The 22,389-nt window shown below is 65.8% G+C and carries 17 protein-coding genes and 3 pseudogenes; 3 read left to right on the top strand and 17 right to left on the bottom strand.

Annotated features, from left to right (window positions below):
- Positions 1-233: 233 nt before the first annotated feature.
- The 7 genes and pseudogenes from ACFYY7_RS33695 to ACFYY7_RS33665 form a co-directional block, all read right to left on the bottom strand.
- On the bottom strand, positions 234-4,037 hold the full coding sequence (locus ACFYY7_RS33695) for a hypothetical protein (RefSeq protein WP_388667624.1): 3,804 nt from the start codon (positions 4,035-4,037) through the stop codon (positions 234-236).
- A gap of 949 nt (positions 4,038-4,986) precedes the next feature.
- Positions 4,987-5,127, bottom strand: coding sequence for a hypothetical protein (locus ACFYY7_RS33690; protein ID WP_388667623.1), 141 nt, complete (start codon positions 5,125-5,127; stop codon positions 4,987-4,989).
- A gap of 22 nt (positions 5,128-5,149) precedes the next feature.
- Positions 5,150-5,593, bottom strand: a complete 444-nt coding sequence (locus tag ACFYY7_RS33685) for a hypothetical protein (RefSeq protein ID WP_388667622.1) — start codon at positions 5,591-5,593, stop codon at positions 5,150-5,152.
- A complete protein-coding gene (locus tag ACFYY7_RS33680) occupies positions 5,590-5,850 on the bottom strand; it encodes a hypothetical protein (RefSeq protein WP_388667755.1) in 261 nt (86 codons plus the stop codon). The genes ACFYY7_RS33685 and ACFYY7_RS33680 overlap by 4 nt, the downstream gene beginning before the upstream one ends.
- Positions 5,851-6,038: 188 nt before the next feature.
- Positions 6,039-6,158 (bottom strand): annotated as a pseudogene (locus ACFYY7_RS33675) (hypothetical protein); the annotation flags it as partial.
- Positions 6,159-6,256: 98 nt separating this feature from the next.
- A pseudogene (locus ACFYY7_RS33670) lies at positions 6,257-6,601 on the bottom strand (bifunctional DNA primase/polymerase); the annotation flags it as partial.
- Positions 6,602-6,659: 58 nt separating this feature from the next.
- A complete protein-coding gene (locus ACFYY7_RS33665) occupies positions 6,660-7,733 on the bottom strand; it encodes a hypothetical protein (RefSeq protein WP_388667621.1) in 1,074 nt (357 codons plus the stop codon).
- Between the two features lie 2,286 nt (positions 7,734-10,019).
- Here ACFYY7_RS33665 and ACFYY7_RS33660 point away from each other — a divergent pair.
- A complete protein-coding gene (locus tag ACFYY7_RS33660) occupies positions 10,020-11,189 on the top strand; it encodes a Fic family protein (RefSeq protein WP_388667620.1) in 1,170 nt (389 codons plus the stop codon).
- Positions 11,190-11,930: 741 nt separating this feature from the next.
- Here ACFYY7_RS33660 and ACFYY7_RS33655 read toward each other — a convergent pair.
- Entirely contained in the window at positions 11,931-12,260 is a 330-nt protein-coding gene (locus ACFYY7_RS33655; protein WP_388667619.1) for a hypothetical protein, read from the bottom strand.
- Positions 12,261-12,958: 698 nt separating this feature from the next.
- Between ACFYY7_RS33655 and ACFYY7_RS33650 the strand changes: the two are divergent.
- A pseudogene (locus ACFYY7_RS33650) lies at positions 12,959-13,725 on the top strand (transposase).
- A gap of 308 nt (positions 13,726-14,033) precedes the next feature.
- Entirely contained in the window at positions 14,034-14,375 is a 342-nt protein-coding gene (locus tag ACFYY7_RS33645) for a hypothetical protein (RefSeq protein ID WP_388667618.1), read from the top strand.
- Positions 14,376-14,386: 11 nt separating this feature from the next.
- Here the strand turns inward: ACFYY7_RS33645 and ACFYY7_RS33640 are convergent, their stop codons facing one another.
- The 9 genes from ACFYY7_RS33640 to ACFYY7_RS33600 form a co-directional block, all read right to left on the bottom strand.
- Positions 14,387-14,878, bottom strand: a complete 492-nt coding sequence (locus ACFYY7_RS33640; RefSeq protein ID WP_388667617.1) for a hypothetical protein — start codon at positions 14,876-14,878, stop codon at positions 14,387-14,389.
- A gap of 535 nt (positions 14,879-15,413) precedes the next feature.
- Positions 15,414-16,196 (bottom strand): ParA family protein, encoded by a 783-nt coding sequence (locus tag ACFYY7_RS33635; RefSeq protein ID WP_388667616.1) that lies wholly within the window; start codon positions 16,194-16,196, stop codon positions 15,414-15,416.
- Positions 16,197-16,391: 195 nt separating this feature from the next.
- The gene (locus ACFYY7_RS33630) at positions 16,392-16,763 is read right to left on the bottom strand and encodes a hypothetical protein (RefSeq protein ID WP_388667615.1); all 372 of its coding nucleotides are present in this window, start codon (positions 16,761-16,763) and stop codon (positions 16,392-16,394) included.
- Positions 16,760-17,020: a hypothetical protein gene (locus ACFYY7_RS33625; protein WP_388667614.1), complete on the bottom strand. Its 261-nt coding sequence runs from the start codon at positions 17,018-17,020 to the stop codon at positions 16,760-16,762. The genes ACFYY7_RS33630 and ACFYY7_RS33625 overlap by 4 nt, the downstream gene beginning before the upstream one ends.
- Before the next feature lie 256 nt (positions 17,021-17,276).
- Positions 17,277-17,405, bottom strand: coding sequence for a hypothetical protein (locus ACFYY7_RS33620; RefSeq protein ID WP_388667613.1), 129 nt, complete (start codon positions 17,403-17,405; stop codon positions 17,277-17,279).
- A gap of 462 nt (positions 17,406-17,867) precedes the next feature.
- Positions 17,868-19,181 carry a helix-turn-helix domain-containing protein gene (locus ACFYY7_RS33615; protein ID WP_388667612.1) on the bottom strand — a complete coding sequence of 438 codons (1,314 nt, stop codon included), beginning with the start codon at positions 19,179-19,181 and terminating at the stop codon, positions 17,868-17,870.
- Between the two features lie 509 nt (positions 19,182-19,690).
- Positions 19,691-20,500 carry a hypothetical protein gene (locus tag ACFYY7_RS33610; protein WP_388667611.1) on the bottom strand — a complete coding sequence of 270 codons (810 nt, stop codon included), beginning with the start codon at positions 20,498-20,500 and terminating at the stop codon, positions 19,691-19,693.
- 153 nt (positions 20,501-20,653) lie between these two features.
- Entirely contained in the window at positions 20,654-21,346 is a 693-nt protein-coding gene (locus ACFYY7_RS33605; RefSeq protein WP_388667610.1) for a hypothetical protein, read from the bottom strand.
- Positions 21,347-21,402: 56 nt separating this feature from the next.
- Positions 21,403-22,173 carry a sulfotransferase gene (locus tag ACFYY7_RS33600; protein WP_388667609.1) on the bottom strand — a complete coding sequence of 257 codons (771 nt, stop codon included), beginning with the start codon at positions 22,171-22,173 and terminating at the stop codon, positions 21,403-21,405.
- Positions 22,174-22,389 lie beyond the last annotated feature (216 nt).

The following is a 22,389-nucleotide window of genomic DNA, read 5'->3' as shown; positions in this document are numbered from 1 at the left end:
GCTCGCCATCGCACTGCGCTGCCGCGACGCGGAGGAGTCCGTCACCGCCATCGCCGCGCACCTCGGCGTCGGGTATGGCCGAGATACGGGTCAGCTGATCACGGGTTTCTGGAGGCGTCCGGGCTCATTCGCTGCCCTCGGCGAGGATGCGGTAAACGGTTGCGACCGAGGGATGTTTGCCCTGGCTCTTGTCCTAGGTAATGACCAGTGACGACACGCTCTCTCGGAACTGCTCATTTCTCCGAAGTGCTCGGGGCTGTCCCTCCCAGAGTCAGATGGGCGAAGGAGACATCTCTGACGGCCGATACGGCGTCCGGAGCGATGTGAGCCAGGGTGGCGAGTGCGTGATGCCAGCCGTCGCCTGCGAGTGCTGCTCTCAGGAAGCGGTGGGACTGGCCAAGATCCGGGCCGGTGCCAGGGGCCTGAATCAAGGCCAGCGCGTGCACTACTCGCCTGAACGAGTCGGAATCGGGCGGAGTGATCGCACTGAACAAGTCGGCGGGGACTCTGGCAAGGCAGGCGGCCACAGACGCCAGCGCCTCGGTGCGTACGGTCGGGACAGCATGCCCCTGCGCAGCACACCAGGCTGCTGTGACGTCGCCGAGCACAGCATGGGCGACTGCACAGCCGACCGCTGCTTCGGGGTACTGATAGGGATTCACCTCCGATTCCAGCCGCCTCAGCTTCCGACGGGCCGAGTCAGGGTGCCTCCGGGCAGCGAGAATGACGATCACCACTTCATCCTCTGGCGACCGAGCTTGCGGAGGGCGGGAGAGTGCCTCTCGAAGAGCCTGCCTCAGCCAGTGGCGGCACGTTCGGTCTGTGGTGCCTGCGGCAACCAGAAGCTCAGCATGCTCAGTTACGAGGCCGCTCCACGCAGACTCGGCCAGCCGCTGCTGCACGGTGGGCGAGGCATCGGAGCGGTCGAGACGGCGAGCGCGATCTTCGTGAGCGGCGAGAAGGTCATCTCGTGCCTCCTGCAACAGTCGTGCCGTCCTGTTGGGGGCATGCATTCGCAGCCCGGCAGCGAGAGCCAGCCGAGCACGCCCGAACGCCGATCTGGCCCCCTTCTCAGCCTTCTCAGCCTCCCCGATGAGAGAGGAGGCTCGGCCGATCTCACCGACGGATGCCAGAGCATGGGCAACAGCGGTCTTCACGGCATCCACGTAGAGGCCGGGGACTCCGTTGAGTATCGAGTAGTCATCGGCGCCCTCCAGGGCCGCGGCCAGGTCAGCTCCCTCGTGCGCGAGCCGCCGCGCCTCGGCACTATGGCCTGCTGTGGCACATGCCGTGGCAACGACGGCAAGTGCCTCCCCTCTGGTCCCGGGGGCACTGATGCTGCGGGCGAGCCGCTCGCCGGAAGCAGGATCGCCGATGGCCGCGAGTGCTCCGGCTAGGGGGATTAACCAGGGCCGCCTCATGCTGACACCCTCGGGAGACTGCGCGAACGACTCCATTGCTTCGTGCAACCGACGCTTCGCCTCGTCCGGCCTGCCCTCTTCCGCGAGTCGACACGCCTGCTGCGCCAGCACCTCCGCAGGCGCTTCCCTCGTCGCCCCGCGAGGGACACCGTCGATCACGGAACGGGCTCCGGCGGGGATGTCCTCGCCGAGGAGGCCCGTCCGCATCGAATCCGGCACGGATGCCACAAGCTCGCGGGCATCATGCGTCGACCCGGTGTCCACCAGGGCTTGCGCGACGCTCGTCAGCATGGAGCCGAGATTCATGAGCCAATCGACGGACTGCGACGTTTCCGAAGCGCGCAGCACGACCCCCAGGTGTCGTCTTGCCCGCTGTGCCAGGGCGGCCGCTTCGTCGGGGAGGTGTCCGACCAACGTCGAGGCGGCGGTGGCGAGGACGGCGGCGGATTGAACGCCGGATGGGCCGGTGTTGGCGTACTCGCTGATCCGTCCGTAGAGCCTGGCCCTCCGCTCAGGGCCGACGGCCCCAGCGATGGCTGACCACGCTGCGATAGGCGAGGTCGGATCCTCGTGAAAGCCGGAAACTATCTCGTCGACGTGGCTCTCGGCCAGGTCCAGCAATTCCTCAGCCAGCGCGGCATTGTGCGGGCCCACGGCAAGAGACGCCTCCACGGTCATCTCGCACCGGAACGTGCCATCGCCGTACGTGTCGGGGCGCAACGAGCCAAGCAATTCGCACCCCTGTTCGTCCTCGCCGGCCGCGATCAGTGCCACTGCGGCTTCGCCCGCTGCGACCTCAGCATTGTGATCGTCTGGCGACCACGATTCTAGGCGGGCACGCCCGGCCCACTGGGCGGCCTCCTTGGCCGCCTGCTGTGCCGCCTGGGTGGCGTGTTCGTGGTCGGTGCCCATCAGCACACGGGCCACTTGTGCCAGCCTGATGGCTTTGCCTGCCGAGTCTGGAGAGGTGAGAGCGAGATCCATGGCGCGCTGTGAGTGGCCCAGCCTGGCGAATGCCACCGGGATACTCGGCGGCATCGCCGCGGCGAGTGCAGCGAGTACTTCTCGTGAAACTGCGAGCGCTGCTAGCGTGCCGAGATCGCCCGGAGTCTCACGCTCGACCTTCTGACGCGTCAGCTCGACCTCGGACACCGCGGTATCAACCAATCCACGGTCCAGCAGGGCTCTCTGACGACGTGGGTCTAGGACGAAGGCAGCCAGTCTCTTGGCGTCACCCTTGCTGCGGAGCATGCCCGTGTAGTCGCAGAGCAGGTAGGACGGGGTGTCCGCAGGCCAACCCTGAGCCCGGTAGTCATCCGCCCAGCTGTGCAGTCGCGCCTCGTACTCTGCCGCGACAGCGTTGCCCAGGCCGTCCAGGGCCGCCTTGAGCAGCTCTGAGTGGCCCAGGACATAAGCACGAGAGCCTGCCTTCGCATGCTGCTCCCCCACGATGTGGCCGCGGTCCTCGGCGACGAAGCTGCGGCCAGTGATCCCCCGCAGCAGCTCGCGGATCTCGTGCGGCTGCACGGCGACCAGGTTGGCCAGGTCCGTGCTAGTCAGTCCGCCCCTGGCCACCGCAAGCAGACCGAGGAGGTGGTTGCCGACGGGCCGGTCCTTCAGCAGCCGCTGCAGCTCCTTCTCGGCTCTGTCCCGGATTACGCGGGCCTCAGGTGCGGTGGTGAGCTGCCGGACAATGCCCGGGTTGCGCAGGGGATGGTCCTCATGAACGTCTTGCGGTACGGGCGGGTTGGGGCGCCCTGTGATCACCACACGCATGCCGGAGGGCAGCTTCCTCGGCAGCAATGCAGCGATGCTGAGCCCGTCGGGACCGGCTCCGCGGTCCTCGTCCAGTCCGTCCACTAGTAGTACCAGCCGCCGACCACGCCTGAGACAAGCCGCCGCAGCGGCCTGGCAGAGCTCTGGGAAGTCTTCCGGCCGAACGCCAGAGGGCAAGGCATCCCGGTCAGCGACAGCGGCAAGCTGCCGAGCCACCTCTTCGAGAAACGAGTCACGCTCGTTGTTCCCGAAGCGATCAACGATGAAGTAGCTCGCAACCTCCACATTCGGTGGGCGGCGTCGGACCACAAACTCCGCCATCAGGGCCGATTTCCCCGCCCACGGCTCAGCCTGCCACCACGCGTACGCAGACCGGCCCTCGGCGTCCGCAGCCGTACAGAACTCCTCCAGCTCCCGCAGCTCCTCCTCCCGGTCCAGCAGCTGGTCGGGGCGGATCTCTTCGATCCATGTCCAATGACGGCGGAACACGCGCTCTCGACGTTGGAGTGCCGGGTTCGTCCCCGACTCCGGGATACGGCGTGGGCGCGGGGGCTGGGCCTTCTCCACAAGACCACCCCAGTACCGCTGGTCCGGTTCCTTCTCATCCGCCCAGGCACTCCACAGGCGCACGAGCGGCCACACCGCGTCGGCATCGCTCGGGATCCTCGCCTTCGATGCGTCTTCCGGCACCCACTCGCTGATGAACTTCCCCCGGAAACCCACGATCGAGTAGGGCGCCGCCTTCAGCGCCTTCTCTACCTCTTTCTGCGAAGAGCGCAGCCCGGCAACTCGCCTGGCCTCGTCGGCCCGCTTCTTGAGCGCGTGCAGCTCGCTATGCAACCGTCGGGCGCCCTCCGTACTGATGACTGCCTCCCCCCGTACTGCCCGGCTCCTCAAGCACCCGCAGCAGGCTCCTGCGGGCAAGGCGGTGACCAGCAGCTTAGAGCGAACTTGCCCACTCTGCCCGCCCGTTCGGACACGGCCCCGCTTGCCGCTGCAACCTTGCGTCACCCGGCCGACCGAAGCCGGTATCTGAGGAGGGGTAGGCGACATGTACGTTGACGCAGTGGTGATCGGGGCAGTGATCACGGGAGCCGCGATGCTGGGGGCGGCAGTGGTGACGGGAACGGCGGCAATCGTGGCGGCAGTGGTTTCAAGCCGGGGCCGCCGCGGCGGCTCATGATGCCGAGTCAACCGGGTGTAACGCTTCTCTCGGCGAGAGGAGCGTTACACGTCTCGCCCATGGCCTATATGACGCCGGCCCGCCCGCTTTGACGACCAACAACACTGAGCCGAACGGGTGGCGGGGCGAGGGTGCGCTGAGGTCCTCGAGATCAATTCATTGCCCCTTTGACCCGCGTCAACGGCGGCGGCATCCACGGGCACCCCATGTCGCGGGTTCGGCTCCGGAGTGGCTTCGCGTAAGGGACCGACGAATGAGAGCGGCCAGCGAGGCGATGTCCATCGACAAGGGGCACTGCCGAACTAGGGTGGCGGCGGATTCGGTGACGGTGTGGGAGCTGGTCCTCGACCGTGGCTGGTGCCCGAGGTCAGGCTTGCGATCCTGGGTCGGGGTGGAGGGTGAGGAGGAAGCTGCGGGTGGCGCTGGTGCGGGGCAGCTTTTGGATGTCGAGGCCTCGTTGGCGTAGGGCCGGCGCGAGGGATTCAGGCGGGCGGAGAGGAGGGCGGTGGTCTTTGGCCAGGTGTCTGGAAGGGGGCCGGGTGGTCGCAGGGCGCCGTCGATCTGGGTGGTGGTGGCCTTCCACTCGGAGGTGTCAGCTGTGGAGGCTCAGCGGGTGAGCGCGGTGGCGACCGGGTCGGCGTCGATCACGTCGTTGGTGATCGCGTCCTGGGAGCCGGTGTAGGTGTTGAGGGTGTCCCAGCCGGTGGCCTGGTCCAGTGCCCACAGCAGCTCGGCCCAGTCGGCCATCCGCGGCCGGCGGTCGAGCTCGTCAACCGCATCGGGCAGTTTCGCCCACACTTCGGCGGCCAGGTCTAGTACCGCCGAGGATCCGGCCGTGCGCGGCGCGGTAGCGGCGCCACAGGTTGCGCTCGCTGCGCCTGGCCTTGGGGCTGATGGAGCGGTTGAGGAGTTGACGCAGGCTCCCGGTGCCGCCGAAGCCGCCCTTGGCGCGCAGCGGACATGCGATCGGCGGGCCGTCGGCCGGGATAGCGTACGCGGTCTGGTTGTGGAGTACCAGACAGTACTGCTCCATGCCCAGGTGCAGCGCATCGGCCTGTGACGGCTTCGGGTCCCGCTCGGCGGCCGGCAGCTTGTCCGGCGGTGCCGAGGACTCGTCCCGCCCGCCGGCGTCGACCGGCCCGGCGAGGTCGGCCGGTTGGGGTTCCCGGGATGGGAAGGGCAGCGGCGCGCGGGAGGTGAGGGGGTGGTTCATGACCGTGTTCCGGTGCTCGGGACGGTGCGCGGCGAGCGCCTGCCCGCCAGAAGTGCGCGGCGGATGGTGAATTGGGCTTTGGCCTCGCCGGGGTCGATCCCGGCCTCCTTGGCGGCGTCAGTGAGTGCTTGGTGGACCTGGTCGTGCTCCAGTAGCCCGGCCCCGACCAGCTGACCGAGCCGGAGCCCGGCATGGTTGAGGTGGTGGTTGCGGCCGGCGCGGGCCGATGCCACGGCGTCGAGTTCGCCGCGCAGCACTGCGGCGGCGTACGCGGAGGCATCTTACGGTCCGCGTTCCCGGGTAAGGCGGGGTAGCCGGAGTCGGCGGGCGGGCCGGTGAGCGTGTCGCGGTGGCGCAGTCCAGCGCGGTCCAGTTCCAGCGCGACCCAGCACGGCAGCCGTGCCGGACACCCTTGGTACCCGACCGTGCGGTGCTGACCGGCCGTGGTGACGGTGCCGGGCGCGATCGCAGTGGACCAGCTGGCCCGCACGTCGACCTGCCACCCGAGCCGGCCTGCGCCCTGCACGTGTCGGGCCGTGTCCTCGGCCCGGTACCAAAGGTGCACCCCGCCGCTGGGGTCTGCACGGTCAGCGTCGCCGGTGTTTCCAGCAGGCTGCCTGCCCGCCGCACTTGGCACAGCAATTCAAGCACGTCCACCCCGGTCCACATTCCCTCCAGATCCGGGCGCTGCGTCAGGTCGATGCCTGGCAGCAACAGCTCCTGCTCTGGTGGCGGGCGGTCGTGGTCGTCCAGGTCGAGCACCACGAGGTCGGACGGCCCCGTGGCCACGCCGACACCGAAGTCCCGTCCGCGCGACCAACGGTGGATCAGCTCCCGTTCCAGCGTCGCAGCCCGAACCCCGTGGTAGTACCGCCCAGACTCCAGGCACGCGCACTCGGCCGCATCACGGCCGGGAAAGCCGCAAGCGGCGCGCGTTCCGGGCGTCGACGGCCAGAACGGGTGGCAGTTGCTCGCCGGATGCTTGGACCCGGGCAGCAGCGGATGCACCCACCATCCCTGCTCAGTGCACCGCAGCGCGAACTCGTGTCCCCGGTTCACGCCGCGCTCACCGCCTTCCGGCCCCGACCGCCGCAAGTTGCGGCGCGCGGGTCTCACCGTCGAGCGGGCACACCGCCAGGGCAGCCACTCGCTCCCGCCAGCCGATGGCACGCTCAGGAGCAGGCGGCGCGATCGCAGCACGGACCTGGTTGAGCCGCTGGTCGAGAAGAAGCGCGGCGCAGCGCTGCCGCGCTTGCTCGGCTGCCGCACGAGCCTGCTGTTCAGTGCCTCGTCGGGCCCACTCGACGGCGAGGACCCGTTCGGCTTCCGCCTGGGCTTCCGCTGAGCCCAGCAGACCGTCCAGCGCTCGGACACGCTCCTCGTGCAGCAGATGCTCAGCCAGGGTCCGCGCCTCCCACGCCACCCCGGCCTCCGGCATCCCCTCTCGCCGCAACCGCTCCCCCGCCCGGCCGACCTCGCCCTCCAACCTGAGCCGAGACGCCCCCAGCCGGCCCGCCACCACGCCCGGGTCCTGCAACGGCCCGCTCACCGCGGCCGCGAACTGTGCCGCCTTCTCCAGAACCTTTTCAGTTGTACGGATCTGTGAGCACACCAGGCACAGACCTCCCGCCTCCGGCACCCCGCACCCTTCGCAGGGCCGCGCCGCCAACTCCGCCTTCACCACGGCCAGTTCCCGACTCCGCTGCGCGCATGCCGCTTCGCGCCGCGCCCTCTCTGCCGCGGCGCGCTCTCGCCGGACGCCGTCCTGTGCAGCCCGCAGCGCGATTTCCCGGCTCAGCCGACGCTCAACCTCCGCCCGGGCCTCAAGCGGAGCCAGGCAGGGCAACTCGGCGGCAACGATCTGCGCTACCTGGTGTCGCAACGCCCGCCGGTCCTCGATCAGCAGTTGGCAGCTCGGACATACCATCCCGGTGTCCATCCGTACCTGGTCGTCACAGGCCGTGGCGTAGCACTCAGCCCGCTGGGGCAATCCCCTCGACAGCAACCAGCCGACCGGCTCGCGCACGGGCTCACCGTGCTGAGCTGCCAGCCGCCGCTCCAGCCGCTCGGCCAGCACCACCGGAGCCTTCTCCGACCCCACGATCCCGGCCAGTCGCCGCAACTCGGCCTTGAGCGCCATGCCCACCCGGGTGCGCCCCCCGGTATGCCCGATACGGGCCCACTCCGACCGAACCGGGGCCAACACCCGCTCAAGACCTCGCGGCACAGACCACCGCAACGCTGCTGGCTTCGCAACTGCTGCCTCAGGGTGCTTCTGACCTTCCCCCCCGCTATTCGGCTGCTGTTCCCCGCGAAGCGGGCCTCCGGGCTTGACGACAGCGTCTACGGAGCCTGGCCTGGACCCAACCTCGCGCCCGTTCGCGCGCTCCGGCAACGGCGAGTACTCCGATGCGGCTTCGCCGGAAAAGCAAGATGAAACTGCACCAGAACCACTTTGAGAAACCACTGGAGCGTGGTTGGTGTGAAGTAGTGCACCATCAGCCACCTTCCCGGCTGCTGCGTCGCCTCCCTCACCCGCGTATTCCTCGAGGTCACAAGCACTTTCCAGTGCACCTCTGGACTCGTCGGCAGGCTCCTGACCCCTGAGTGCACCATCGTCGCCGTCTCCCACACCACCAACGAGGACCTCGAAGAACCCCTCTTGGACCCAGCCCTCCCCCGCCTCTGCCGACCCAGCCTCGTCCAACGTCGAAGCGCAGTACGCGCAGACCGGCTCCTTCTCAGAAACATCCGGTGCCCGCTCGTCTTCGACCGGACTCTCCTGGGGCACGATCCGCAGCTCCGTCCCGGAACTCCGCCCGTGCGCGGCTGCAACAGCCGGCACCACCATCCGGATCCGTGCGCCAGGCACTCCCCGGCCCCGCACCTCCAACTCCCCCTGCCGAACCAGCCCGTCCACCACGCGGGCCGCCTCCAGCACCGAACACCTCAGCAGCCGGGCAACCGTCGCGTCCGCCCGGTCGAACCCGGCCGACACCGCACCGCCCACAAGCCGCACACGGCCATCCGGCCGGGCAGCCAGCACCAACCGCAGCAGCCCCAGCCGCTCCGCCGCCGCCCCTCGGCCCCGCCGAGCACCGAGCAGCCCCGCAGGCGTCTCCCGCTTGCCCACCGGCGCCCACCCCGGCGCGAACAAGGCCTCGCACAGCGCCAACAGAACCGCCAGCTCACGCTTCTCGAGCACCAGATCGTGCGGGCGGCACCCGGCCTGGGCAGCCGTCAGCGGAAGAAGCTCCAAGCGAAGACCGTCAACCCGCCGCACGCCTTCCACGGTCTTCGTCACGACCTCCGTCGCCACCGCGCCAGAGCCACGCAACCCTGGCAGCACCCGGTGATCGACGTAGGACTTCGACACCCCCAGCCACCGCGCCAACTCCCCCGCACGCAACTCCAATTGCGATTCCCCGGCCGGTGACTTCGCAAGAAGGACCACGGCCGACAAGACCTCAGCCAGCGGGTGGCCATGAAGCGACCGATCTGCGAGCAGAAGATCTAGCGCGGGAGAAAGTCGTTCGCGGAGCTTTGGGCTCAGGGCCAGCGGATTGAGGAGCCCGGCGGCTGGGCCCGATGGTGCTGAGTGCGGGGTATCGGAGCCCCAAGGGGCAGAGCCGCGAAGCACCTCCGCTCGGGTGGATGGATTTGTGATCTTTGTTGTTACTTGGGCATAGTCCGGTGGCGACGCGAGGGAGCCGATTTTCGGCAATGACGAACTAGCCCTATGGCTGGCGGCTATGATCTGCTCCAGAACTACATAGGGATGAGGGCAAAACTCAACTGACCGCTTGACCCGTTGGCGGATATTGCCTGGTCAGCGGAGGTATGAGCGTGATTCGAGTTAGGTCAGGTGAGCGTTGAGCTTCCTCCCAGCGCCGTGGACGTGGTTGGCGCCACGATCCGCGGCATGACGAGCCGACAGAGTCGGCTGGCTGCGGTAGTACATGCGAATGCTCGGGGTGGCTCCCCGAGCGACGAACGGGCAGTTTGGCTGTGCTGCCCGAAAGGCGACCTTTGAGGTCGCCTTTTTGTTTTCCTGGCTGATAGCCCGCACCGCGACCGCCCAAGCGGAATGGCGGTGGAGCTGAGAAGGGCTGGCTGTCCCTTCGAGATCAGCCAGAGGGAGTGTGGGGCCAGTGCTGCGCTGCATGGTGACACGACCATGGACGTCGTGGCCCGCTGGGCCACAACGTCGACGTGCATCACACCAAACCTCACATGCGTAAGACTATCCTTAAACGGAATGCATTGAGGTTGAAGTTTGGGAGCGTGTCTGGTGGCCAAGTTTTCTGAGCAGCGGTGGCAGTCTCAGCCTGACGCCAGCGCGACGTGGGCAGCGAGCTTGCCTGGAAACTTCCGTGCCTACGTGCCGGATGAACTTCGTGGTCGCGCGGTCCGCCTGTCTGCGGCGGTGACTGAGCAGGCTGCTGAAGTCGACGCGGCGGTGCGTTCCCTAGGAGACTCGACTCCTACTAGCCCGCATCTGGAGTCACTTTCACGGTTCCTGCTGCGCTCCGAGGCCATTGCTTCATCGCGAATCGAGGGAGTCGTCGCTTCAGCCCGAGCTGTTGCTGAACTGGAGCTGATGTTGGGGATGAGAGCAGGCGAGGAGCCAAAGGCCGCGAGAGGGATCGACGCCAGTGCTCGAGAGGTGGTCAACAACGTGTTGGCACTTCGCCAGGCCGTTGCGAAGCTGAACTCGACTTCTGCCGTCACCCCGGAAGACATCGACTCTCTCCAGAAGGCGTTGATGGTCGGCACTGACCAAGCCGAAGGTTCCGGGGCAGTTCGGCAGGTGCAGAACTGGGTCGGTGGCAGCGGCCTCAGCCCTCACAGTGCAGAGTTTGTCCCGCCTCCCCCGGGCGAGGTGCCGGCGCTCATGGCAGATCTGGCGGAGTTCATTTCGGAGCCGCACCCTTCGCCGCTCGTCCAGGCCGCCCTTGTACACGCGCAGTTCGAGACTATCCACCCGTACACGGATGGAAACGGTCGTGCTGGCCGGGCTTTGATTCACACCGTGTTGGCAAGGCAAGGTCTTGCTGTGGGCCATGTCGTTCCGATCTCCATGTCCCTGCTGGCTCATGCGCGTGAGTACATCGCGGGTCTCAACGCCTACCGCTACGAAGGGGATGCGGGTAGTCCTGCCGCCGTAGCGGGAGTAGAGAAGTGGATCCGCGTCTTCCTTGCTGCGACGAGTGACGCAGTTGCCGAGTCACGCCGCTTCTCCCTGGAGTTGGCTGAGATGCGCACCGTTTGGAACGCGCGACTGGCTAGGTTCAGGGAGAGCATGAAGCGGCGGAGTCTACCGCGGAGGGACTCGGCCGTTGTTCGGCTCATGGAGCAACTTCCCGGCGTTCCCGTCGTCACAGCAAGGGCGGCGCAGTCACTCCTGGAAGTCTCCTTTGTGTCGGCCAAATCGGCGCTGGAGGAACTTGCCAGCTCAGGGATCGTGCAAGTGAAGGAAGTCGAGCGAGGCGCGCGTGCGTTCTTGGCGACCGACGTCCTGGACCTCATTAACAGGTCGGAGCGCCGGCTCACCTATAACCAGTGGGACTTCGGTGACCGCGAGGGGTTGTTCTAGCCCCGGAGAGCCTGGCCGGTCGCGGATGTCGGAGACAGTTCCTTTAACGGCTCCGTTCAGCCGTCAAAGGTAAATGTAACTGTAGGTGATGTTCTTCGCACTCGGAGTGCCGCGCTGGTTTGAGTTGGCCCGCGACTGGGGTGCTGCGCGTAACGAGGGCGGCACGAGTGGTGCCTGCCGCGTGCTGCCCTAGATCCTTGAAACCGCCTGCGTCGGCTGTGCTACCTCTGCTCGCGCGGTGCGGTACTTCACTTTCGTAACCTGCTGAGCCCTGTGGCCCCGCGCCTGTGGGTCCTAGCAGGGACGGGTCGCATTCCGTTCCGTTTCGTGGCGTGTGGGAGCTGCGCCGTGCGGCGCAGCGGACCAGCCGGCAGGTCCTGCTGCAGCGATTCTCAGCGGGCGCCCCGGTTCTGGAAGCCAGCGACTGCTCCGACCCAGCTTGGGATGCATGCGAGGGAGCATGCCTGAAGTGACTGTCCATGTGTAACCGGGAGGCAGTCGAAACTTTGAGATCGGCGGGTACGGCAGCCAGTCTCCTGCGAGAGGGGCAGCGGGCACTCGGGGGCGATCCGAGAGAACCAACGCAGGAGAGCTGCTGCCGATGCACACACCCGCATCTCTCTCCGGACTTGATGGATATCCGGGATCCGGAGTCACCGAGATGGTGAGCCCGGGCCCGAGTGCCAGTTCAGCGCGATCGCTTAGTTGGGTAAGCGGTCATCGTGGCGAAGTGGCGGCAAGTCAGAGGCCGCTGGATTTGGGCGCAGCTGCATCAAGGTCTGGCGGGTATCCGTGGGCTCGCAGCCACGAGTCGAGCGCTGCGGCAACCAGGTTTCCGGCTCCAGGGTTCCCGTGCTCAACGTTGTAGGTGTTGACTCGCGTCTTGAGGTCGAGATCGGAAGGTACGGAGTAGTTGAGTTGTTCGCGACCCACGCCCCGCCTTTCGAGCAACTGCCGGGTCTCAGGATGCGGGGAAAGCCAGGCACTGTCGTCCGATGAGTACTCCTCCAGCGCCTCGACGGCGCGGGCAAGCTCCCGCAGTCGCTCGGCGACCTTTGCCTTGGATGACATCCATCTTCCTTTCTACGATGCTACGGATAGTCTAACGGCTAGGCTACTAGTCGTAGCAACGTACGGCAGCGTGTCTATGGAAATATTGCCGGAGATGCAGAAGCCCTCGATGCAACACCTGGACACTGTTACTCAACTCGGCTCCCGCTTCGACTCGTCGAGTGTCCGGCCGACGAGGCGAAGCGCCGCGAAGTGCTGATGTGGGCACGCTGCCACGAAGCCTGGATGAGGTGGGTATCGATTTGGGCGAAAGTTAAGGGCATCGTCGGTGTGTGGGTGTTGGGGAGTGATCCTGACTAAGGACTGTCCCTGAGTGCCGGCAGGTGTCGTCGATGCGCCGTTGACGAACAGGATCGATGACATCGTGTTGCCACCGGTCGATGATTGAGCTGCCGACACTCTTCACTACTGCTGATCCTGGGCACGCGTCAAGCAAGGAGGAACAGTGGTGAACTTGCTGTAGGACCACGAGATGTCCGGGCTGTTCACGTCGTCAACTCCGGGGAGGAGTACGAGCCCCTCGAACTGTGCCAACCACGCCCTGCCCCTCGCTGAGATGCACGGCTTCAGCGGAGACCGCCCGTGGAGCAGTGTTTCCACCACGCTGGCGCCGCTCCTCGATCACCCGGACGACGACGGGCCCGAGCCTCCAGGTGGGGATGCATAGCGACGCAAGGAGCTGAAATGACCTGCCGGGCATGACTGGTGTGCTTGCGGCGTCGGATCCCTCCTGGATAGCCCCCTTCACTGGCCTGGGGTCCGCGCACGTTCGCCCAGGGTGACTCCACTGCGCCACGAAGACAAGAATCAGGCGCGCAAGGGCCGGCCGTGGAAGCTTTCGCTGGAAGACCGAGTTCTGCTGGTCGCCACCTACTGGCGAACCAACCTGACACAACGCCAACCGGCCTCCTGTTCGAGGTGCCGAGATCAGTCGCCGACCGGGCGATCTCCTACCTGAGCCCAGGCTCGCGCTCAAGCCGTGCAGGCGGTTCGCTAAAGAGGCGGCACTGATCATGGACGGCGCGCTGGAGACCACTCGCGACCAAAAGGCCGCCGAGTAGTCGAAGAACTACCGCTACACCACCAACCACCAGGCCGTGATCGACGCCGGCACGTGCCTTATCGTCGCGGTCGGCCGCACGCTGCCAGGCAACCGCAACGACGGTTGTGCCTGGTCCGAGTCCGGTGCCGGGGCCGCCGTCGGCAATACCACCACGATCGCCGACGGCGGCTACCGCGGTACCGTCTGGTCGTCCCGCACCGCCGCCGCACCAAAGACGAGGAAGTCCCCGCCGGGAAGTAGGCCGGCAACAAGAGCCACAAGCAAGTAAGAGCCCGCGTCGAGTACACCTTCGCGCGGATGAAGGGCTGGAAGATCCTGCGCGAGTGCCGCCTACGCGGCAACGCCGTCCACCGTGCGATGAACGGCATCGCCCGGATGCATAGCCTCATGCCTGCCGAATAGGCGACGGGCCGACCTGACCGCCGCCCGCCCCTGAACCAGGCTGTAGTTCACTGGGCGGCAGTGGCGTGTCCAGTGTCAACTCAGTGTTCCTCGGGCAGGGAGTCCCGTTCTGAGGGCAGCATGGACGGTCTGTCCTATCGTCCCGTCGGGGCAAGGGCGCCGGTGCTGGCCACGTTCGTTCATTCGTCCTACATCGCATCGCGCTTGACGCTGCGAGTCCCTCAATGTCAAGCGGTGACCAGCCACTTCGCGCTCGCACGGCGGTCCCACGGGGCCCGTCGACTCATCTTGCCCTCAACCATGTTGGAGTGGTGCATCCGGATCTGCCGCAGAATCTCTACGGGTTCCGCGTCCTGCAACCCGGCTGGCCTGGGCACGGCAACGAACCACTGCATCCCATCTACGCGGCTCAGCCGATCGACCTCGCCCGCTTGGCGCGGGCCTTGGGGAAGCTTGCGAGGCCGACGACACCCATGTCACCCGCCCAGTCGCTGCTGGAACTTCACACGATCAGCTGGGGTGGATCGAAATCAATCCACCCGTACGAAGACGTCGGCTCCCAAGACCAAAACCGCGTCTTGGGAGCCGACGTCACGAACGGGCTCGAATCAACAACAGCGTCCAGCACCGGCGTCGGACACCTTGGTTGAGGCTCCTGAAATCAGAAGCCCATCAGCCGTAGCCATCGGTCCATGGCTACGGCCACGATGTCAGCCACGGGAACTCTCCTGAGCCCCCTGTTGTTGACCTTGTACATGGCCAGGCGGTGAGGGAGCTGCAACTCTTCCGGAACGGACGCCTTGAGCTGCTCGCGTGCGATAAAGCGTTGCCGCAGCACGTCCTCGGCTCGCGGGATCTCGGTCGGCGTACCCGGGCCACGGTACTGATTCCAAGGGGCAGCGATGTCGTCTACGTCGTTACCTCCTCCACGAAGAAACCAGTCAAGGCCGAGGGCAACCAGGTCCGCCGGGGGGATACGCTCTATACGCGAAACCACCCTCAACTTTCCTAGACGCAGCCCGATTTCGAGGGCCATGGGTACGGAAGCATTCAGGGGCACGCGGTCAAAGTAGCGCTGAGACAGCACCTCTTCTGCCCGCACCAGATCTCCTGGTTCATCCGGAATGATGTAGGCGTCCCAATCAGAAGCCATCTGAGCCCCTGATCCACCGCTAACCAGCCTGCCTGTGCCGGTGGTCCGTCGCTCCAAGCCGCCAGCCGATGGAGCCGTCGATTGCGCAGAAGGAGCAGAGGCCTGCGAACGGGCGTCGTTGGTCTCCGTAGGGCGGGAACTCTCTGAGCTGACTCTCGCTGAAGGAGGCGCCTGGCTGGTGGTCGTGGTGTTGTCCAGGGACGAACCAACGGCAGGTGCGTCTGCTTCCGGAGTCGGCTCGTCTACAGGGGAGGCCCCTGGTGTCGAGTGCAGCGTGGAAGACTCAACAGACGCCACCGTCGTTTGAGGGGCTCCGGTCGGTGCGTAATCCGGTGCAGTCTCCTCGGCTGACCCGGCTGGGACGGGGCTGATTGTCTGAGGCGCCTCCATCTTGGACGTCTCAGGTGAGCGCGTCGCAGTACCGGTAGTCGCTGTGTCCTTCCGGCGCCGCGGCGGCGGAGGCCCTGTGCGTTTGCGCCCGGCTTTGAGCCCTCGGAGTTGGGATACGCCGCTGGCGGAGCCCTCTACTGGCGTCTCATCGGCCATAGTTCATCGCCGCCTTCGCGACCTCGCGGATCTGCTCGACGAAGGCCTCTTCCTTCTTGAAGATGGGCTCTGAGCAGATGGCAACCCTCTTCCGGCGGGTTCCGATCCACTTGTAGTAGCTCACCATCGGCCCCACGGCTACCTCGTACTTCTTGGCCATGCTCTCCAGCTCGTTGATCAACTGCTCGGATGGACTTCCGTCCACCATGTAGGGGATCAACAAGAGCGGGTAGTCGCTCGCTTCTTCAAGCAGCTGCTCAAGCGAACGCATCTCTCGAACCCTGAGTACCACGGGCGTCAGAACGACGTCCGCAGCAGCCATGGCACCGTAGGTAGACCGGCAGGCGTCGGGGTGAGTATCGACGACCAATCGCCGCTTCAACTCCTTCGCCCACCGAAGGAGATCGTCAGCGACCTTCTCTGCTGCCGGCTCATTCTCACCGAAGGTGGTGTGCCCCGGGATCAGATCCGGCTTCCGGTCTCCTCCGCGCAGCGGCGTCGGCACCTTGCCAGACTCGAAGGCCTCAAGGAGCGGTGCTCCTTGGCGCTCCTCCTCTCGGTATCCCCACCCCGCGGTCAGGCCACCCTTAGACCAATCGAAGTCGGCGGCAACGGCATCGAGTACCTGAGCGACTTCCTCAGCAAGGGTGGTCTTGCCGATGCCTCCCTTGTAACCGAGGGAAGCGATGATGCGCGCCTCCTGCTCGGGGAACGGCTTGATCTGGCGTCCGATCACGTCGGACGCCGTCTGCACGAGTACTTCGCTGGTCACGTGCGGACCTCCAAGAGATCGGTATTCTGGTACTTCACGGCGTCTCTGCATTCCTTGGTCTTGTAGGGAGTCGTTTGTTTGCCGGGATCCGCCGGGGCCGCCCCCCGGCGGATCGCTGCGTCGTAGGGCTTCATAGGCCGGCACTTGATGGCTTGGCAGGTTGCGAGTGGCTGTTGCCGACTTAGAGCCAGGCCTTCAAGCCTCCGTCCACGCCTTGATGGCGGAGTGGACATCCTCAACGCTGGCTTGCCCGTCCGCTACCCGAACAGCAAGCTCGGCCCAGTCCGATGGCCTGGCCTCACAGTCGGTGCTGTGGTATTGCAGCAGGTCTATCGTGGCCGCAATGGCGAAGGGAGCGTTGGAGAACTCCAGCATTGGCAGCCGAAGGAGCGTATGGAATAGGGATGCTGCCTGACCGACCGGCCCCGCGTAGACGGGAGACTCGGCCACGATCGCCTCGCACCGCGCGATGGAAGCGGCAGCGACTCCCCAGTCGGCGATGGCGGGATGCCCTGGCATCTGCTGAGCCACTGCAGAAAGATGTCCCACAGTCAACCGATCGTTCATGCGGCTGCTTCCGGACCTGGCCTGGAGCGGCGGTCGATCTTCGCGCTCAAGGGGCCCAGGATCTCGACCGCATCGGTGTCGGACGCTAGCCACTCCAACACCCTGCTGGTCGGGGCCGCAAAGCGATCAACATCACGATTCACCTCTGCCATAACCGTTCGGTGAAGGTACGAGTTAACCGACAGCCCAAGGTCAGCGGCACGCCTGCTGATGCGCGTCGCATCCTCATCTGGGACGCGCAAGGTCATGCTCTTCATGACTGCAATGCTATCAATGCAGTCACTCGGGATCGCACACCCCCTACAGCGGCGGGCGTTCGGCGTGTCTCTACGCCAGTGACGTTCAGTCACTGGGGGCTGGGCCAGGAGCAATGGGTCGCGGATGCGATGGGGTTCGTGTTCACGCAAGGAAGGTCCCCGGGTTCGTCGGCATAGGGGAGTAGGTGGCGGGGTCGAGTGCGAGGAAGGCGTCGTTGATCGCCGAGCACGGGCCGGAGGGGACGAGGCTGGAGTTCTACAGCAGCGCGACCTTGTCGTGCGGGGCGCGTGCGGAGCCGACCGTGTCGAGCACCTCCTGGTCGTCGGTGTCGTCGCACACCTTGGATGAGCTTCGGCGAGCAGCCTCCGCCGGGCGGCCGGCCACACCTCAGTGCCCCATGGTGGGGCCTTGGGCCGGGGTTCCGGGCTCTGTGGAGTTTGGTAATGAAGAGAGCGGCGTGATTCGGGCCGGGGCTCGCCTTCGATCATTTCGTGGACTACCTGTGGTCCAACTGGGGGGAAGGGCGTGTGAACTCCTTCGTCTGTCCGGCATCGTGCTCTCCGGCCGGCAACTTTCGGAACATTGGGGGCACTTGTGTCAGGTGGTGACCAGCGGCTCATCGGCCGACCGCTCGGCGAGGACAGCGCGGCCCAGGTCCGTGATCCGCCAGACGGCTGCGTCGTAGCCACTGCTGCCGCCTCCCACGCGACACCATCGGCAGGAGAACTCGCCAACGTGGCATGGATTCCCGGATGCGGCCAAAGCCCCCTCCTCACACTGCCTGGAGCGGGCGCAGACCCGGCAAGGTGCATCTCACTCAGCGACATAGTTAATCCCTAAAACATTTCAGACAGTTGCTTCGGCTTTTTCAGGTGTGGCCAAGGGGTCCTCCTGATGCCAGATCCACTGGCCATCGGCCGCCACGTACAGACCGTTGATCACGTCACCCGTTCTCGGGTCCATGACGCAGCCGTCGCCGCGGACGAAGTCGAGTTGTGCCACGGAAGGGTGGGGACTGAGGCTTGCTGTACGCGCTCTGCGGCGGTTCTCGGCCAGGCGAGCTTGCTCCCGCAGCCAGTGCGCCCGCTGTGCCTGGTGACGCTGTCGCCGACGCTCGCCCACTCCGTGCGTACCGAGGCGTCGGGCCGCGTCGTCCCAGCTGATGATGGGGTTCTCGCATCCATCTGTTCGCAGGCCAATGCCTTCAAGGGCGGTGGGGGAGAGGTGGTAGAGCTCCCCTTCCTTCGCGACCAGGCCGAGACTCTTGAGCTTGTCGATCTGCCTGTATGCGGTCGGGCGAGCCACTGAGGCAGTGGCCTGAAGCTGCTCGATGGTCTGGCCGTCGAGCTCGGCCAGAGCCGCAAGGATGGCAAGCCCGCTGCTCCCGAGTCCGCGGTGCGCGAAGGCGTCCTGGTGCATCACTTGGGCTGCGGCCAGCGTGTCGATGCTGGCTTCTTCGTCTGGCTGTCTCGCCGTTGGGCCACTCATGACCCCCCCAGCCTTCGGCCCTTTGTGGGTGGACCAATCGTGAGACGTTGCGTGTGGGGTCTGTCGTACGAGCATCCACCGGGCGCCGTCGGTGGGGGAGCCGCTGTCAAGCCGGCGGAGCAGCCTGGCTTCGAGGAGGCGCTGGCTTGAGTTGTGTGCGGTGGTCCGACTGCATCCCATCCGCTCGGCCAGGTCGCGTTCTGACACGGAGTGCTCCCAGCTGCCCCTGTGTGTGCAGATCTCCATACGGGCGATCAGGTTGCGCAAGTCGGTCTTGCCGGCAGTGCCTTTCCAGGCAGTGCGCTCGATGCTGGTGCGGAATGCGGCCAGGTCGGCGTGGAAGTCCTGGCGGGTGGTGATGAGGTCGGTGCTCTGTACATGCAGGCGTGCTCCTTCCCAGGCGCGGGTGACCCATGCGACTGCGCAGTCGTAGCCGCGGCGGTGCTGGAGTGTGCGAGCGTGGTGGCCGGCCTTGTACGGGCCGTCGAGGAGGACCTGCGCGAAGGCAGAGCGGTCCCATCCGGCCCGGACCGCGTCTGCGGCGAGGGCGCGGGTGATGGCCCAGGCGTGGTCGGAAGAGGGGGTGTTCTTCCCGCCGCGCTGTCGATTGCCGGCGGTGTAGGCACCGTGTGTGTCTCCTCCTATGAGGAGTTTGTGCATGCGTGTCGACAAAGGGGGGAGCGTGGCGAGAAGGCCAGTGCGGTGGCGTGGCGGGGTGCCGGTCCGCGGCGTAGCTCGTGTGTATCCCTGCTGTGGTCCCGTCCCTGGCTGACCGTCGCGGAGGAATATGTGGGCGTCCACACCTATACCCCCCTGAGACGGTGTCGAGTTGATGCGCAGTCGGTGCCGCGCGGGAGACAGCGACTCCTTCTTGGAGTGTGTTCTGGAGCTGTGGCAAGGGGGGTGGGTGGGCGCAGAGCATGGGAATTGACTACGGGCGAGTGACAATCGGCAGCAGGTTGCTGCATCATGAATCTGTTCCGTTTTCGTTGTGGAGGGTGCCTCAGTCTGCTGGTGGTGTGCCAGCTTTCCGGGAGGGTGTGCTCTGATCGGTGCTGGCTTTTGGGATCCGGCTCCATTTCTTGCTTCTCGGGATTTCCTGGGGCGTCACCTAGTACGCGCATCTGTATAGCTCTGGGATGGGTTCTGGGCGGTGTCTTTCTGCGTGGAAGCAGCAGGGGCTACGAGGCTTCCGCGGTTGCAGAGGTGGGGATGCAGGAGGCGAGAGTGCTCGTCTCGACCGCTTCGCGGATTGCGTTGCGTAGAAGTCGTCCGTAGGCGACGAGGTCGGATCCGTTCGGCAGCTCTGGGGTCAGGAGGCTTACAGCGCCCACCACTTGTGGCTCTGCCCCAGGAGTGGTGGGAATGCCGGGCAGACGCCTGATGGGCGCGGAGACCAGATTCCATCCGATGATTGGCGATTGTGTTCGGGCAACTTGGTTGTGGCGTATCTGGCGTAGATCCTCTCGGAGAGGTGCGTCGCGTCTTGCCAGGTTGGCCAGGATGGCCAGGCCGGGCGCATCGGAGTCCAGAGGTGCTTGACGCAGCCGTTCGATTGCCTTGGGGAAGAGCAGAGCATGGCGGCGGAACCGGATGTCGCTGGTTCCTGCGGCTGCGACACACAGCCGTTCGGCCCGCAGTGGGTGATATGTGTGGAGCAGGGTGACCAGGTTGGTTCGCTGATGCAGCTGGTCGAGCAGCTTGCCCACGTTGAACAGGGGAGTGCTGCCGAGGGGCACCACCAGGCCGGGGGCGTCGACCGGCACTGAGTCCGCAGGCTGGAGTTCGTAGTACCCATAGCTGGTGCGGTGGCACAGATCCGCATCGACGAGCATCCTCAGCCGGCGTTGGATGCAGGACTTGGTCATCTTGCTCTGGGCCGCGATCTCGCGGAATTTGTGGGGTCCAGGTCCTAGGCGGAGCAGAATATTGAGCACGGCGAAAGTCTTGTCGAGGTCTTCTCGATCGCGCGTATTGTGAGCCTCTTTCACTTTTCTTCACTTTCTCAGCAGGTGAACGTGCGGTGAGTCCGCATCAGTCCCTGGTGCTGCCGGGGACGTGTGCAGGTGCGTATGCGAAATCCTGGGGTGCGACGGGAGAGTGGGGGACTCTGGATTTCCCTCGTGATTCTGCGTGTTGGGTTTCTAGGGGTACATTCGGCGGTGTGTGCTCAGTGCCCATGGATCGCCGGCGCTAACGATTTCGATGATTTCGAGGCAGTGAGCGTGATAAGCGCGTTCTTGCGCGGGGTCGAGCGAGATGTCTCCGCTGGCGGGTCTGGTGGTGGGGTCCACCGGCAGCGCTTTGAGCAGGAGTCCGTCTGGCTCGAGTTGAAGTACCCTGAGCGAGCGCTCGAAGTCCTCAATGAGCCGGTCTGAGGTGCCCATGACACCCGGGAGGGGTTCGACGACCTCTTCCAGTACTTCTGCCAGCTCCCTGTTGTCGCCACTCTGCGCATTTCTGAAAGAGGCGAGCACCGCGGAGAGGGCGTCGATGTCCTGACTTCTGATGTCTACTGCGTGCAACTCTACGAGGGCTCTTCCGTCATGTCCGCAAAGCCTGTACTGGCCGTTTTCATCGTGCCGCGGTGGCATTTGATGGTGGGGGGACAGTGCGTAGTCGCGAAGTGGCCCGGGAAATCGGAGGAATATGCGGGCCCAGCTTTGGTAGGCGTGGTCTACCACGGAGGCGGCGGGCTCGGGCAGTGACCCGAATGTGTAGAGGGAATAGAGGAGCGGCTCTTCCATCGCCATGAACTTCTTGAGCCAGATCGGGTCTGCCGGCAGCAGTCTGTGAGGCACGTTGTTCCCCCGGATTAGGTCGGTGATGGAAAGCACGTGGTACTGGCTTGGAAGCGCGCAGGTGCTCGGCACTGCGCGGGACTGTTGCTCAATCAGGCGGCGCGGTCGAAGAGGATGGTGACCAGGCTGGTCGGGGTGCCGTCCGGATGTGCGGTGGTGAACCGCGCGGTGCCCAGGCCTTGTCCGGCGTGGTAGAACGGGCGAGCGACGTGGTCCAGGCCGCGCGTTGCTGGTTCGATTCGGGCTGACCGTGTGTCGGTTCTGAGCGCATCCCGGATGGAGTGCAGCACGGGGTCCTCGGGGCTGCGGGCGAGGGCTAGCCGGAACTCTGTCAGCAGGAACGGTGCCCACTCGTCGTCCCAGCGGACGAGGGTCTCGTCGCGAGCGTCTGGTGCGAGCAGGAGCCAGTGCCACATGTTGGACGGGGCCCGCCCGGACGGATGGATCCGGGCGAACTGGGCGTTGCTGGCAGCTACTTCGCCCGATGCCCACGCCAGGAACGCTGCTTCCTTCTGGCCCTTTATGACCCGTTCCCAGCAGGGCGCGGCAGCCTCCTGGTCGAGGGCAGGCTCCGTTCCGAAGAGGTCCATATGGGCGATGCGGTAGTCAATAGGGCTGATGCGGAGAAGCGTCGCTATTCGCTGGAAGTGTTCGCGTGAAGGGAGCAGTGTTCCTGACTCCACCTTCTGGTAGACGCCGGTGCCGCCGCCGAGTGCCTCGTCGAGATCCGTCTGCCGAAGAGGGGATGCTGCCGGCCGCCCTCGCATGCGCCGGGGCGGGAGGCCAAGGTCCGCCCGCGTGAGCTCGAGCCGGTAGCGCTTCAATATGCGCTGGTACTCACGCCCGATGTGCTCGTCTTTCATTGCTTATCCCCCTTGATGCCGTTATGGGCACCTTGCGTCCGCAGTGGTCGTGTGCACACCCCGCCGACGTTGATCTCCCCTCGGGCGGGATGAATCATGGCGGTGATGAAACCATGCGGCCGCTTGGTTTTACTAGGGGGTAAGTCATGCCAACTGACCGGAAGTTGCGTAGCGCTCGCTCCAGCCCATCCATGCCCCCGGAGCCGGAAGAGCGCT

This window comes from Streptomyces sp. NPDC001933, from assembly GCF_042890955.1.
In the GTDB taxonomy this organism is placed as follows: domain Bacteria; phylum Actinomycetota; class Actinomycetes; order Streptomycetales; family Streptomycetaceae; genus Streptomyces.
The sequence above is the reverse complement of the archived record's forward strand: the minus strand, read 5'-3'. Positions and strand labels throughout refer to the sequence as shown.